Raw genomic sequence first — 13,003 nt, forward strand, 5'->3', positions numbered from 1 at the left:
TGGCATTGACCACGCCGGCGAAGGCGTAGAGGTTGCCGTCATCGCTCCCGATGTAGACGGTTCCATCGGGCGCAATTGCCGGAGATGCGAACACCTGATTGCCTGTTTTGTAAAGCCATTTCAGGGTCCCATCCGGGTTCAGGGCATAGACTTTAGAGTCGCCATAATTCCCGATATAGATGGTCCCGTCCGCACCGAGGGCAGGTGAAGCAGAATTGATACCTCCCCCGGTAAGATACGTCCATTTCACGGTCCCGTTGGGATTCAGCGCATAAATCTTCTTGTCGTTATAATTTCCAAAGTAAATTGTACCATCCGTACCTATCGCAGGCGAACTATAGATCCAGCCTCCTGAGGTATAGGTCCAGTCGAGGGTTCCATCGGGATTAAGTGCATAGAGCTTATTATCGAAAGTTCCCACATAAATCGAACCGTCCGGACCAATCGCCGGTGAAGCTGGGATAGCACCTCCTGTGGCGTACGACCACTTCAGTGTCCCGTCGGGATTCAACGCCAGTACGTTATTTTCGGCTCCAAGATAAATCGTGCCATCCGGTCCGATTGCTGGTGTGCCATAAACATTTCCTCCGCAGGGATATGACCATTTTTTTGTTCCGTCGGGGTTCAATGCATAGAATGATTTAATCGAACCCATACTCCCGATATAAATCGTTTCATCGGGGCCGATAGTGGGTCCCCCGTAAAAGTACTCACCAGTGGCATATGTCCATTTCAATGTACCGTCGCGGTTCAGGGCATAGACACTTTTATCGGAGTTCCCGAGATAAACGGTGCCATCCGCACCTATCGCAGCCGCTCCATATATCGCGCCTCCTGTAGTATATGTCCATTTCACCGTTCCGTCAGGATCAAATGCGTATACGTTCTTATCGGAATTCCCGATATAAACGGTGCCATCGGATCCAATAACCGGAGCGGCTGACTGGAATTTCCCTCCTGCGGTGTACACCCATTTCGTGGCATTTGTCTGTGCCCCGACAAAGGGAGACTGACCGGTGTTGTTGGAATCGCAGGCATATTTCGGCCAGGCAGAATCGGCGAGGCCGGTCGCGGCCATCACTGGGAGAACCATGAATCCTAGGCAGAGCAGGAGCGCCAGAGCCCCACCCCGAAATACCGTCGGGTTCAAGCGATCACCACGGGTGTCGGATTTTTCGAAGTTCTCTCATTATACGGTACGTTTCCTGTTGCAGTCGGGGTTTCTGCAAGAAGGATCAGGCCCAGAACGGGCAGAGTAAGTAATCGAGTCGACAGACGGTTCCTGAAGTACATTGTATATGAGTTTATCCAAGGATATTAAAACGATTACCATTTGATTTTTGTAAAAAGTTAAATAAATTATATTGATAAATTGCTCTAGAATATCAAAACTGGGATACCGAAATACCAGATGACGTTCATCTGTCAGGATGCTTCCAAGTAAAAAGAGGGATGCCGGTGGCACCCCTTTGCAGGTTTCCGTTTTTCTGCTGCAGTTATGGTGTGATCTTCCACGAACTGTAGTAGACGGAGCCGCTGCTCGGGCCGTCCGTAGATGTGTTCACCCGGTTGAGCCAGTTGACTTCCGTCCCCCCGCCCACGGAAACGTTACTGTACGCATACGCGTTCATCGTGATGTTGGCAGAAGACGACGGATTGCTCGTGATGGCGTAATCGATTCTTGCCATTCCGTTATCATTTAATAAACCGTAATTTGTGAAACGATTTCCGATCGTGCCGACCTGGCTGTCAATCAGGATGAGCTTGAACGGTTGATCGACCGTCGTATCCTGACCGCCGAAGAGGGGGTAGTTTGGCAACGGTGCAAATTTCCACCTCTGGAATACGTCGCTGCTTGAGTAATTCAGGTAGTTTGCGGCAGTATATGTCCCGTTAAGGGCTGAACCCTTGTAATATGCAGTATTGTAGGAGCTTAAATACATAAGACCATCTAACGATGGGGGGTACCCTGATAAGTCCGTCCACTGGTACCCACTGACGTTCACATTAACGGCAAAGTTACTGATATCAGTGGAATTCGTACTGTTGACCGCGATCAGGAGAAGGACTTCATCCTGACCTCCCCGGCCTCCGGTATCCGAGACGTACATGGTACCGGTTGTAGGTTTGGCAGTATAGACGTCGCCATAATAATTCGTGATACTGTCCGTGACATGGAGCGCATTCATACCGCCGGTACCATTGTACATGGTGAAATGGTACGTCCCGTTGTTGTAGATATTAACACGGGGAGTGTTTGCTGTCGGAATGAACGTGCCATTCGACGTCGGCCACTCAACTGCCGCTGCCGGCATAACAGACAGCGCGACGAGGAGGAGAACCGCCACCGGGGCGATCCGCCACAGTCTGTTCATGTGTGCTTGTTTTTCTCTCATTTTCATGCTCTCCGCGCAAGGCACCGCCCTGCGCCGATGTCAACGATTTTAGATTAACTCATCTAAAACGCCAACGATTCCACAATCACCTTTCGATACCATATACCTTCCGGTTGGTAAAATCTATGGAAATCAACTAAATTAACTTTATAAAAATTACGGGCCGCCTTCCCGGCTCAGGGGCCTCTGCAACGTATTTCGGAATAACCCTCTTCCGCACCTATCATGCCATCCCTCACCGGTCTTCGAAGCGAGGGTCCGGCGGCGTATCGGGTCGAATAGTCTTTCATGGCAGCCGGGAGAAGAGGTTTTTGGCCATGACCTCCGTGCCGGCCGTTATGAGGATCTGTCCTGCCTCAAGCTCCGTTTGATCGTGGAAACGGTCGTTTCACGAGTGTTTGCGTTCAGCCTGTTCTTCCCGATGGCGAGCGGACGGCCCTGCAAGCCATGCCGCATAGTCTCGTCTGCGGAGACCCGGCCCGGCCCCCGACAGTGATCAGGTAGTGGGCGTACCCGGACTTCAGGAGGCTATAGGGGCAGGAGTGGATGCAGATGCCGCACTGGACGCACTTGTTTTCGTCGAGGACGGAGATGCCGTTCTTCAAGGCGATGGCGTGCTGCTTGCAGTACTCCATGCAGGTGCCGCACCCCGTGCAGAGCCCCGGGATGCGCAGCGGCCGCATCTGCCCGAGGACCCCGATGTCGTTTAAGCAAGAGAGAACCGGCGCCGAGGTGCCAGGTACATCAATAGTTCCGATAGACGTTACTCCGGTTTCCGACCTCGACCAGGGTGATTATCATCGTATTGCCCTCGATGGTGAGGATCGTTCGATACTGCCCAATACGAAAAGAGTACAGGGGACTGCGTGAATGCCTCTTCATCTTTTTAACGTAAGATTTAGGGTGCGGTTCATCTGCCAGAGCACGGAGTTCATCCTTAATTCGTTTGCTATCGGGTTCCGGGATTCTACTGAGGTCCCGCTCGGCACCCGCCGTGATGAGCAGTCGCCATATCATAGGCCCCGTTCCTGAACATACTCCTCGAAGGGACGAACTCTGCCGGCTCGTATGTCTTCGAAGGCTTCTTCAATTTTCTTCATGGACTCTTCGGAAAGCGGTTCCGGATCATACGCCATGTCCAGGAGACGGTTCAGCGTCTCGTCGTAGGTCTCCCGCGGGTGCACCTTCACATCATCCAGGCGGGCCTTGGTCTCTGGTTGAAGTTGAATCGTCGTTACCATAGTTCACTATAGTGTGGTATGGAACATAATGGTTACCTTCCTCCGTACCTTCCTCCCCTCCGGATGATACTACCTCGACGCAGAGGCTTACCATCCCGGCAAGGATCCCCGCTTCCCCTTCCGGATGAGTATGCAGTAGGCACCGATGTAAAACTTGCAGGCGCAGGACGCGCCGTCGAGCCTGTGGACTCGCTCCCGCCGGGGAGGGGGATGATAGCCGGGAAGCCCCTGCGTAAGCGGGGGGTAGTTCACCTGCTTCTGAAATTCCCCGGGTTACCGATCTCGCTTTCGCACCACGCTACAACGCTCCCGGCAATAGCAACCGCCCGCCGATATTCCTCCTCTTTGACTGGCGAAAGAAAATGCGGATATCGGGTCGTAATGGCAAACCGTGTGAGTTTTGCAGCTTCTTTCACGTGGTCCGGCACGCAAATCCCGTTCTTCGTGATGATGGTGACAAGTGCGGCAAGATCGTGGACATACGGATACTCGATATGATGAAGGATACAGACCGCCTTGAGCGCTTTCTCTGCTGCCTGCTGGGCAAGCAGAGATCCTCCAGGTACACGGACGTATCGGCACGGCTCCTGGCAATTGAAAGATTTGAATGTGCTCGGTTCAGCCATTCCCGTGGATCATCAGGTGAAAACCTCTCCGGCATGGTAAACCTCGCGGCCCTGCTGGAGTGCAGGGTATACTATAAAATAAGGGGAGTTCCGGAACCGCTCCACATCCCGGGAAGAAATAACTATAATATCGACGGCCTGGCCGATACCGATCAGGCTCATATAGATCTCTTCCGTGAGACTCCCGGCATCGAACTCACCGCTCTTTATCACGAGCAGATCGATATCGCTTGCCGGTCCCATCTCACCCCGCGCACCGGATCCAAAAAGAACTATCTTTTCCGGGTTTGAACAGGCAACAATCCGGCGGATAATCTCTTCCAGCACTTCCGGGTCTACTGTCCCTTCATTCATTGTTTCTTCACCAGCGAAGACTGGATTTGTATTCAGGTTACCTTACCTCCGCGCTACGGCCCACATATCCCGCTCATGCCGCGGCGCCCCTTCGCACACGACCCGTTTTCATGCCGGAGCCGGCATGATTGTATATGCAGGGTAGCGTATCAAATATTCTTCGATCGTCTCGGCCCCGTCAAGGCTTCGCGCTCTTCCGCGTGAGGCCGGATCATTACCTTCTGCTGAAGGCTCATGCGAAGAGCGCGAAGAGTGAGAGACCGGTATGGCAATCAGGTCCCGGCCCTGCCCCTCACGCCTCTGCCGCCTCAACCTTCTGCCCGAACTCCTTCCGGATCCCCTCCGCGAACTTCTCGTACCCGATCTCGTCCATCTGGTCGGCGAGGAGCCGGTCGCTCCAGGCGTTGCGGTAGACCCAGTAGACGATACGGTCGACCACCTCGACGACCTCCTCATCGGTCTCGACGGTGACGAGTTCCCTTCCCACGCGGGGTGCGGCGCCGCGCCGGCCCCCGACCGTGATCTGGTAGTGGGCGTACCCGGACTTCAGGAGGCTATAGGGGCAGGAGTGGATGCAGATGCCGCGCTGGACGCACTTTTCCGGAGTCACTCTTTCTTCCTTCCAAGTTCTGCGTATCGCTCCAGTGTTCATCGTCCGGTATGTTGACGGTAATGACCCGAAGATGGTCGTCACAGATCCCGGGTACTGCATGATATGCGCGGTCATATATAATCCCTTTGGCAAAAAAGACCTCTCCGAAGGGAGATACGGATTGGGCGAGCAAAACATCGGGGATCGCTTCGGGACTATCTCTTATCCTTCCTCACGGAAAACTGTTCCCGTGACAGATGCACCGCAGCCTTCAGTTTCTGCTCCAGCAGCTCGCGGGGCGGAAGCTCGGTAAGATATTCGGCGACGTGGATGCCCGACCGGTCGAGTTCGAGGAGGCTCACCTGCTCCTGATTCGCACCGGCACAGAGGATCAGCCCGAGCGGTCGTTCTTCTCCGTTTTCTCTCTCATATTTCTCAAGCCATCGCAGGTACAGTTCCATCTGTCCTTTATACTCGGCCTTGAAATGCCCTATCTTGAGTTCTACGGCGATGAGGCGGCGAAGTTTCCGGTGGAAGAAGAGCAGATCGAGATAGAAGTCCTCATTTCCGATCACCATCCGCTTCTGTCGTGCAACGAAGGTAAATCCGGCGCCAAGTTCGAGCAGGAACTGCTCAATCTCCTGGAGAATAGCCGCTTCGAGATCGTTCTCGCTGTACGTATCCTTGAGCTGCAGGAAATCGAGGATGTAAGGGTCGCGGAAGACCAGATCTGGTGTCATCCGGTCTTCCTCACGTAGAGCCGAGAGTTCCTGTTGTGCAAGGACATCGGGCTTCCGGGACAGGGCAGTCCGCTCAAAGAGCATCGAGTCGATCTTCTTCTGCAGAGTCCGGGTGCTCCATCGCTCGACCCGGCACATTTCCGCGTAGAAATCACGTTTCAGGGGATCGTCGATGTAGATAATCTGCCGCATGTGCGTCCAGCTCAGGTAGGGTGCGAAGGATCTCACGATCTGTTCATCGGGGAACACTTCGGCAAATCGAATCATATTAAAGAGGTTGCGTCTGCCGAACCCCTCCCCGAACTCACTCTTCAATTGTGCACTCAGTGCGTGCACAATCTTCTCGCCGTATTCTGCCCTCTCATTACCGAGCACCTCCCTGCGGATCCGTCTTCCGACACGCCAGTATAGCAGTGTCAGTCCTGCATTGATGGTTGCGGCAACTGCGGACCGGGCTTCGGTGACGAGGTACCTAATATCGGTGATCAGTTCATCTGGAGCAGGTTCAAGCCCGGATCGGGTAATCTCGCTTTTTCCGGACGGATCTCTTTTGTGGCGCATATCCCCCATAGGTCTCCTCAAACGGCTTATTCTCTTCCTGATCGACAATATCCGCACCGATACAACAGCCTGATGCGGAATGTCCGGGCAATCCGAAAGCTTTACCCATTGGTCGGCGCCGGTTATAGCCATCGAGTCTCCGCAGTTACGAATAGTACCATTTGAGGGTGCATACAAAAGGGTTGTCAATTTGATCTCCGGGCCGTAATGCGATGTGATCCGGTACTTCTTTTATTCTGCGAGAAGCCATTGTTCTTTCATGATAAGGAGTATACTGGGCGAGTAATAAAAATATGTGAATAATAAATGTGAAATAATTCGATACAGGTGATATCAGTGACCACTTATCACACTACCCCTCCGCCGCCTCTTCCTTTTGCCCGAACTCCTTCCGGATCCCCTCTGCGAACGCATCAAACCCGATCTCGTCCATCTGGTCGGCAAGGAGCCGGTCGCTCCAGGCAGTCCGGTAGACCCAGTAGACGATACGGTCGACGACCTCGACGGCCTCCTCCTCGGTCTCGACGGTGACGAGTTCACGCCCTACCCGGGGTGAAGTCCCCCGCCGTCCGCCGACCGTGATCTGGTAGTGATCGTACTCCGTCTTCAGGAGGTGGTAGGGGCAGGAGTGGACGCAGATGCCGCACTGGACGCACTTACTCTCGTCAAGGACGGAGACGCCATTCCTCAGCGCTATGGCGCGTTGTTTGCAGTACTCCACGCAGGTGCCGCACCCCGTGCAGAGCCCGGGTATACGCAACGGCCGGATCCGGCCGATGATCCCGATGTCGTTTAAGAGCGGGCTGTTGCACATGTAGGTGCAGCCCGATATCGCGATACGGAGCCTGATTGGGAGCTCCTTCCCGAAGACCCGCGCATCAACCTTCCGGGCAAGGTCGATCGTCTCGCAGTTGGCGTATTTGCACCGCTCCGTGCCCGGGCAGGCCATGATGTTCACCACCTCGTTCTGCTCCGCCCCGATGGGCGTTCCGTTCTTCTCGAGGGCTTTTGCAACCTTCGCGAGGTTTTCAGGGTTCACGTGCGGAATCTCCACTGTCTGGCGCATGGTAAGGTGGAGGGAGCCGTCTCCGTATTTCACGCTGATCCTTGCGATCTGGCGGATCTGGTCCGCGGAGAGGATACCTGCCGGAACCCGCAGCCGTACCGTTGCATAGTCAGCGTTCCGCTCGGTGATGATCCCTCCCCGGGAGTAGAGGGCGTAGTCTTTCATCATCCTACAGTAGTGGCGGTCGCCGGGATAAAAAAGGTGGTCACAGGAGGGCGAGGAGGAGGATGACCCCCGCCCGGGTGATCTCGTTTGCGGCCCCGACAACGTCGCCGTTGACCCCGCCGAAGAGGTACCGGGAGAGCGCGAGGATCACTGCCGCGATACCGGCCGCGGCCGCGAGCGCGAGCGCAACGCTCGCCGGGGGGAGCGGCAGCAGAAAGAGAGGAAGCGTGAGGAGGGTTGCCGGGACAAGGAACCAGGGTCTCGCAAACCCGTGGAGGTAGGAGTGGATCCCCTCCCGGAACGGCACCCCGAGCGTGGTGAGGTAGGACATCGCGACCTTCGCAGAGACCTCGGCCGTGAGGATGGCCGCCCAGATCGGTGCTGCGCTCTGGAGCCCGGCAAACGCAATGAGCGTGACGACGATGCCCGCCGCGACGGCACCGGCCCCGGTGGTCCTGTCGGTCATAGCAGCGATCCTCTTCTCCCGGCTCCCGTGGGCCATGAGCCCGTCACCGAAGTCCAGCAGGCCGTCGAAGTGGTTGCACCCGGAGAGGACGAGCACAATGGCGAGGGCAACGGCCGCCCCCACCGCCGGGGGTGCTATCCAGTACGTGATGCCGGCCGCTATCCCCCCGATCACGTACCCCGCAAGCGGGTAAAGGTAGGAGCGGCGGGCGAAGTACTCAAACTCGACAGGTCTTCCGAGAGGGAGCGACGTGCAGAACTGCAGGAGGGCAAGGACGGACTTCACATCGATTCACTGTAGAGACGTGACGTGCAACCCGCGATCAGCCCGGCGACGGCGTCGTCGAGGAACGGCCCGAGTTTACCAAGAATTCCCGGTTTCTTCTGGTCGTAGCGGGTGAACTCAAACCGCGCGTAGGTCCCCCCGATCACCTCGGCGATGGCCATCCCGATGATCTCATCCGAGAGGAGGAAGACCGGGTCGTCGGCGATCTCGGAGTTCTTCCTCTTCCAGTAGAGTTCGTCTTCGAGCAGGACGGCGCCAAGGAGCAGCGACGATACGTTGGGGTCCTCGAAGGCCTTCCCGATCTTCGCATCCAGCCTGCCCGCGGCCTCCTCCGCCCCGATCCCGTGAGAGACGTAGAGTTCCATCGCGGAGGCGACGATATCCCTCCTCGCGATACCTTTCTCTTCCAGCCTGCGCTCGATCTCGAACATTATAGAGAGGTTGAGCCCGGCGGGTATTTCCGCGTTTGGATTCTGTGCGTACCGGGATCCACCGGAATCGCGCCACCAACCGCAACCTCTTCTATCCGCGGCGCCTACCCTATACCTGATGTCTCACCCCTTTCTCTCGAAAGACCCGGGGATCAGGCCGCGCCGCCCGGTGATGGCGCTGGTCCTCGCGAACACCATGCTCTCCACCGTCCCCGGCATATCGGGCGCCGGGCCGACTCCGGAAAAGACCCTCCTCACGCCGGTCCTGGATGCGGAACTGGTTACGACCGGCGCGATCACGAGCATGCCGGTCCGGCCGAACACCCCCACCGGGTGCCCGACACCGGCGACGATCACCCGGTCCATGGTGGAGCTGACCGGTCTATCCCCCGTCCTTATTAACGCCGGGCTCGTCCACACCCCCACCGTCCCCTGCCTGGACGTCTACGGGAGCCCCGGCGCCGACCCCCGGAAGGAAGACGCAGTGCCGCAGGCAACGCTCCTCTTCGAGCGGGGGGAGATGGTCGGCCGGTTCCTCTCGCAGTACAGCGACTTCCTGATGCTCGGCGAGTGCGTCCCCGGCGGGACGACGACCGCCCTCTGTGTCCTCCGGGCGCTCGGCTACGACGCCTCGGTCAGCAGTGCCTTTGCAGAGAATCCACTCGGCCTCAAAGACGCCGTCTGCAGGGAAGTTCTCGCCCGGATCCTTGAAGCGGGCGAAAGAGAGCCCCTGGATATCCTCCGTGCCGCGGGCGACCCCATGATGCCGGTGGCGGCAGGGATCGCGAGCGCCTATACCGGGGATATCATCTTCGCCGGCGGGACCCAGATGCTTGCCGTGGCGGCTACCCTGAAGGCACTCGGGAGACGGGTGCCGCATCTTGCGACCACGGTCTATGTCAGGGATGACCCCTCAGCCGGGTTCGCCCGGTCGGTCGCCGACGTCGGCACCACCGCGTACTATGTCGACCCGAACTTCGCCGGCATCGGGCACGTCGGGCTCGCCCGCTACTGCATCGGCGAGGTCAAGGAGGGGATGGGGGCCGGCGGGGCGCTCGCGCTCGCTTACCTCATGGGCCGCGAGCCGGAAGAGATCACCCGGAAAGTCTTTGATTTCGTCCGGAAGTATGCCTGAGGGAAGGACTATACCTTTTTACATCCACCTATAAGCAATGCTTCCTTTATATGTGGTCGACAATCACGGGCAGTTCAACCACCTGATCCTCCGGACGCTCCGTGATATAGATATCCCGACCACAATGATCCCAAACGTCACGCCGCCCTCCGACGTTGCCCGGGGCTGCCGGGGCATCATCCTCGGCGGCGGCCCGGCTCTCGACCGCGCCGGGGTTGCCGCCGGCTACCTCGACCTCGGTCTTCCCATCCTCGGCATCTGCCTCGGGCTGCACATCATGGCGACAGCCCGGGGAGGCGCCGTCCGCCGGGGCGCGAGCGGCGGGTTCGGTGCGGTCGAGGTCGAGATCCTCGAACATAACGACATCCTACAGGGCTACCCGGACCGGATCCGTGTCTGGGCGTCGCACGCGGACGAGGTCTCGGCGATTCCGGAAGAGTTTGTCCGGCTCGCAGAGTCGGACGTCTGCGGCGTGGAGGCGATGGCGTCCCCTGGTGAGCGCCTCTACGGCGTCCAGTGGCACCCGGAGGTCAGCCATACCGTCAACGGACGACTTCTCTTTGAGAATTTTGACCGGATATGCTCGGAATAGACGATGTTCTGGACCGGATCGGGTCCGTCGGGTTCCGGTGCCGGGGATGCGGCGCCTGCTGCCGCCGGGTCGCGGAAGACTCAAACCTCGTGATCGTGAGCCCGGCCGAGGTGCGGGCGATCATGGCGGCGACCGGGATGGCCTGGGACGAGGTCGCCGAGCCTTACCCTGAGTTCATTGACGCCGGGAACGGTGGAGAGTACACCCTCGCCTGGTGCATCAGGCGCACAAAAGAAGCCTGTATCTTTCTCCGGAACGGGCGATGCTCCGTATACGCCCACCGCCCCTGGATCTGCCGCACCTACCCGTTTATGCTGGTGGATGAAGACCTGCGGGTCTCGGAATGCCCCGGGCTCGGCATGCCCATCTCTCCCCGTGAAGCGTACACGCTCGGCGCCGACCTCTGCAGGCGGCAGGCCGCTGAGGTGGCGGAGGAGGCTGGCGTCCAGGCTGTCTACCGGGGGGCGACGGTGCCACCGAGGGGACGCGCCGTGATCGACAGCGAAGGTGTGAAGGAGCTCCATGGCTGAGATCCATCTTGTCGGGACGGCCCATGTCTCGCAGAAGAGTATCGAGGATGTCCGGTCTGCCATCGAGGGGTTCCAGCCCGACATCGTCGGCGTCGAACTCGACCGGGGCCGGTACGTATCGCTCACGCAGGAGACGCCCGAACCCTCGGTCACGGATATTCTGAAAGGCGGGAACTTCGGCCGGCTCCTCGTCCAGTGGGTGCTCACCTACATCCAGCAGCGGATCGGCGCCGAGACGGGTGTGAAACCCGGCGCCGAGATGCTGGCCGCCATCGAAGAGGCGGAGAAGCACCAGAAACCCGTTGCCCTCATCGACCGGGACATCCAGATCACGCTTGGGCGGTTCTGGGGAAGGATGGGGATCTGGGAGAAGATCAAGCTCGTCGGGGCGCTCATCTACTCACTGGTGAGCGTCGAGGACCAGGAGATCGACGTGGACGAGTTCACGAACCAGGACGTGGTGAGCGCCGCGATGGAAGAGTTCCGGAAGTTTTCTCCGCGCGGCGCCCAGGCCCTGATCGATGAACGGGATGCCTACCTTGCGCACCAGATCCTGATGCTCGGGAGCCGGTATGAGCGGGTGCTCGCGGTCGTCGGCGCCGGGCACATCCGGGGGGTGCAACGCTACCTCGACGCACCGGAGACACTGCCGCCGCTCCCGACCCTGACCGCCGAGGTGAAGGGTCTCCCCTGGGGAAAGATCCTCGGGGCGGCCGTCACCATCCTCTTCCTCCTCCTGATCGCGGCAATTGCCTTCTCGGGCGTGGGGCTCGACGTCCTGCTCGCCGCCCTTGTTTACTGGATCCTGATCAACGGCATCTTGAGCGCGGCATTCACCCTGCTCGCCGGCGGGCACCCCTTCTCTGCGGCCACGGCGTTTGCCGTCTCCTGGTTGACGTCGCTCAACCCCATGCTTGCGGCGGGATGGTTTGCGGCTATCGTCGAGGCGAAGATCCGCAAACCCGGCGTTGGAGATCTCCGGCAGATCATCGCGGCAGAGACCTTCTCGGAGATGCGACGGATCCCGCTCTTCCGGGTGGTGCTGGTCGCCGCTCTTGCGAACGTCGGGAGCACGCTCGGGACCATCGCCTATTTCGTCTTCATCTTCCCGGTCCTCGGGATCGACCCGGCCGTGATCGTCGTCGACGGCTTTGCGAACATGCTGCAGATGATACAGGGTCTCTTCTGAGCCCCTCCCCCGGTTCTCCGTTTCCCCAAGGTATTTAGGCCTGGAGTGCCCACCATCGTTGCATGAGTCCGATTGGTGGAACGGTCAACCTCGGTGTCACCGTGATACGGAGCAGGCACAGTGTGCGGAAGTACAAGGACAGCCCGATCGAGGATAAGATCGTCAAAGACGCTCTTGACTGTGCGCGCCTTGCCCCGACTGCGAGAAACGAGCAGCCCTGGCTCTTTGGGACTATCCGGAACCGCGACGTGCTGCGCGATATTGCAAACCTGGCCGAGAACGCCCGATTCATCGCCGGTGCGCCCATCTGTTTCGCCGTCTTCGGGAAGAGGGATGCGAAGTACTACCTCGAAGACTGCTGTGCGGCGACGACCCAGTTGATCCTCGCGCTCCAGGCGTGGGGGGTCGGGTCCTGCTGGGTTGCGGGGGAGAAGAAGGATTACGCCGAGGATGTCCGGAGACTTCTCAACGTCCCGGATGAGTACACGCTCGTCTCCCTCGTGCCCGCGGGGTACCCCGAGGAGATCAATATCGCGAAGAAGAAGATCCTCGACGAAGTCACGTTCTTCGAGCGTTACGAGGAAGAAGAGTAGGTTACTACACGAATTAGCTTTTTTTTACTGCGCTCTGGATG

Annotated in this window: 17 protein-coding genes; 5 read left to right on the forward strand and 12 right to left on the reverse strand. The window is 58.4% G+C overall.

From position 1 onward, the window contains the following. From QZ408_RS11905 to QZ408_RS11960, 12 genes are all read right to left on the reverse strand, one after another. On the reverse strand, positions 1 to 1,150 hold a 1,150-nt coding region (locus QZ408_RS11905), incomplete at its 3' end, for a PQQ-binding-like beta-propeller repeat protein (protein WP_292491803.1). Positions 1,151 to 1,496: 346 nt separating this feature from the next. Then, positions 1,497 to 2,402 carry a hypothetical protein gene (locus QZ408_RS11910; RefSeq protein WP_292491805.1) on the reverse strand — a complete coding sequence of 302 codons (906 nt, stop codon included), beginning with the start codon at positions 2,400 to 2,402 and terminating at the stop codon, positions 1,497 to 1,499. A 398-nt stretch (positions 2,403 to 2,800) separates the two neighbouring features. Continuing rightward, positions 2,801 to 3,079 carry a 4Fe-4S binding protein gene (locus tag QZ408_RS11915; protein WP_292491806.1) on the reverse strand — a complete coding sequence of 93 codons (279 nt, stop codon included), beginning with the start codon at positions 3,077 to 3,079 and terminating at the stop codon, positions 2,801 to 2,803. 61 nt (positions 3,080 to 3,140) lie between these two features. Next, on the reverse strand, positions 3,141 to 3,413 hold the full coding sequence (locus QZ408_RS11920; RefSeq protein WP_292491807.1) for a type II toxin-antitoxin system RelE/ParE family toxin: 273 nt from the start codon (positions 3,411 to 3,413) through the stop codon (positions 3,141 to 3,143). After that, positions 3,410 to 3,637 (reverse strand): hypothetical protein, encoded by a 228-nt coding sequence (locus QZ408_RS11925; RefSeq protein ID WP_292385498.1) that lies wholly within the window; start codon positions 3,635 to 3,637, stop codon positions 3,410 to 3,412. Before QZ408_RS11925 ends, QZ408_RS11920 begins: the two co-directional genes overlap by 4 nt. Before the next feature lie 248 nt (positions 3,638 to 3,885). After that, positions 3,886 to 4,263, reverse strand: a complete 378-nt coding sequence (locus QZ408_RS11930; protein WP_292491809.1) for a HEPN domain-containing protein — start codon at positions 4,261 to 4,263, stop codon at positions 3,886 to 3,888. Between the two features lie 12 nt (positions 4,264 to 4,275). Then, on the reverse strand, positions 4,276 to 4,617 hold the full coding sequence (locus QZ408_RS11935; protein ID WP_292491810.1) for a nucleotidyltransferase domain-containing protein: 342 nt from the start codon (positions 4,615 to 4,617) through the stop codon (positions 4,276 to 4,278). Positions 4,618 to 4,909: 292 nt separating this feature from the next. Further along, positions 4,910 to 5,227, reverse strand: coding sequence for a hypothetical protein (locus QZ408_RS11940; RefSeq protein ID WP_292491811.1), 318 nt, complete (start codon positions 5,225 to 5,227; stop codon positions 4,910 to 4,912). A gap of 197 nt (positions 5,228 to 5,424) precedes the next feature. Further along, positions 5,425 to 6,510, reverse strand: coding sequence for a PDDEXK nuclease domain-containing protein (locus QZ408_RS11945; RefSeq protein ID WP_365996138.1), 1,086 nt, complete (start codon positions 6,508 to 6,510; stop codon positions 5,425 to 5,427). Between the two features lie 352 nt (positions 6,511 to 6,862). Further along, positions 6,863 to 7,744 (reverse strand): 4Fe-4S binding protein, encoded by an 882-nt coding sequence (locus QZ408_RS11950; protein WP_292491814.1) that lies wholly within the window; start codon positions 7,742 to 7,744, stop codon positions 6,863 to 6,865. Positions 7,745 to 7,781: 37 nt separating this feature from the next. Continuing rightward, entirely contained in the window at positions 7,782 to 8,492 is a 711-nt protein-coding gene (gene cobS / locus QZ408_RS11955) for an adenosylcobinamide-GDP ribazoletransferase (protein ID WP_292491816.1), read from the reverse strand. Further along, positions 8,489 to 8,923, reverse strand: a complete 435-nt coding sequence (locus tag QZ408_RS11960; RefSeq protein ID WP_292491818.1) for a phosphatidylglycerophosphatase A — start codon at positions 8,921 to 8,923, stop codon at positions 8,489 to 8,491. The genes cobS and QZ408_RS11960 overlap by 4 nt, the downstream gene beginning before the upstream one ends. 118 nt (positions 8,924 to 9,041) lie before the next feature. On the opposite strand from QZ408_RS11960, the gene cobT reads away from it, so the two are divergent. The 5 genes from cobT to QZ408_RS11985 all read left to right on the forward strand — a co-directional run bounded on the left by cobT (position 9,042) and on the right by QZ408_RS11985 (position 12,962). Then, positions 9,042 to 10,058: a nicotinate mononucleotide-dependent phosphoribosyltransferase CobT gene (gene cobT, locus QZ408_RS11965; RefSeq protein ID WP_292491820.1), complete on the forward strand. Its 1,017-nt coding sequence runs from the start codon at positions 9,042 to 9,044 to the stop codon at positions 10,056 to 10,058. A 37-nt stretch (positions 10,059 to 10,095) separates the two neighbouring features. Beyond that, the gene (locus QZ408_RS11970; RefSeq protein ID WP_292491822.1) at positions 10,096 to 10,650 is read left to right on the forward strand and encodes a GMP synthase subunit A; all 555 of its coding nucleotides are present in this window, start codon (positions 10,096 to 10,098) and stop codon (positions 10,648 to 10,650) included. Then, positions 10,638 to 11,180: a YkgJ family cysteine cluster protein gene (locus QZ408_RS11975; protein WP_292491823.1), complete on the forward strand. Its 543-nt coding sequence runs from the start codon at positions 10,638 to 10,640 to the stop codon at positions 11,178 to 11,180. The genes QZ408_RS11970 and QZ408_RS11975 overlap by 13 nt, the downstream gene beginning before the upstream one ends. Further along, entirely contained in the window at positions 11,173 to 12,369 is a 1,197-nt protein-coding gene (locus QZ408_RS11980) for a TraB/GumN family protein (protein WP_292491825.1), read from the forward strand. Before QZ408_RS11975 ends, QZ408_RS11980 begins: the two co-directional genes overlap by 8 nt. Before the next feature lie 62 nt (positions 12,370 to 12,431). After that, a complete protein-coding gene (locus QZ408_RS11985; RefSeq protein WP_292491826.1) occupies positions 12,432 to 12,962 on the forward strand; it encodes a nitroreductase family protein in 531 nt (176 codons plus the stop codon). Positions 12,963 to 13,003 lie beyond the last annotated feature (41 nt).

It is taken from the genome of Methanoculleus sp. 10, from assembly GCF_913757945.1.
Classification (GTDB): Archaea; Halobacteriota; Methanomicrobia; order Methanomicrobiales; family Methanoculleaceae; genus Methanoculleus.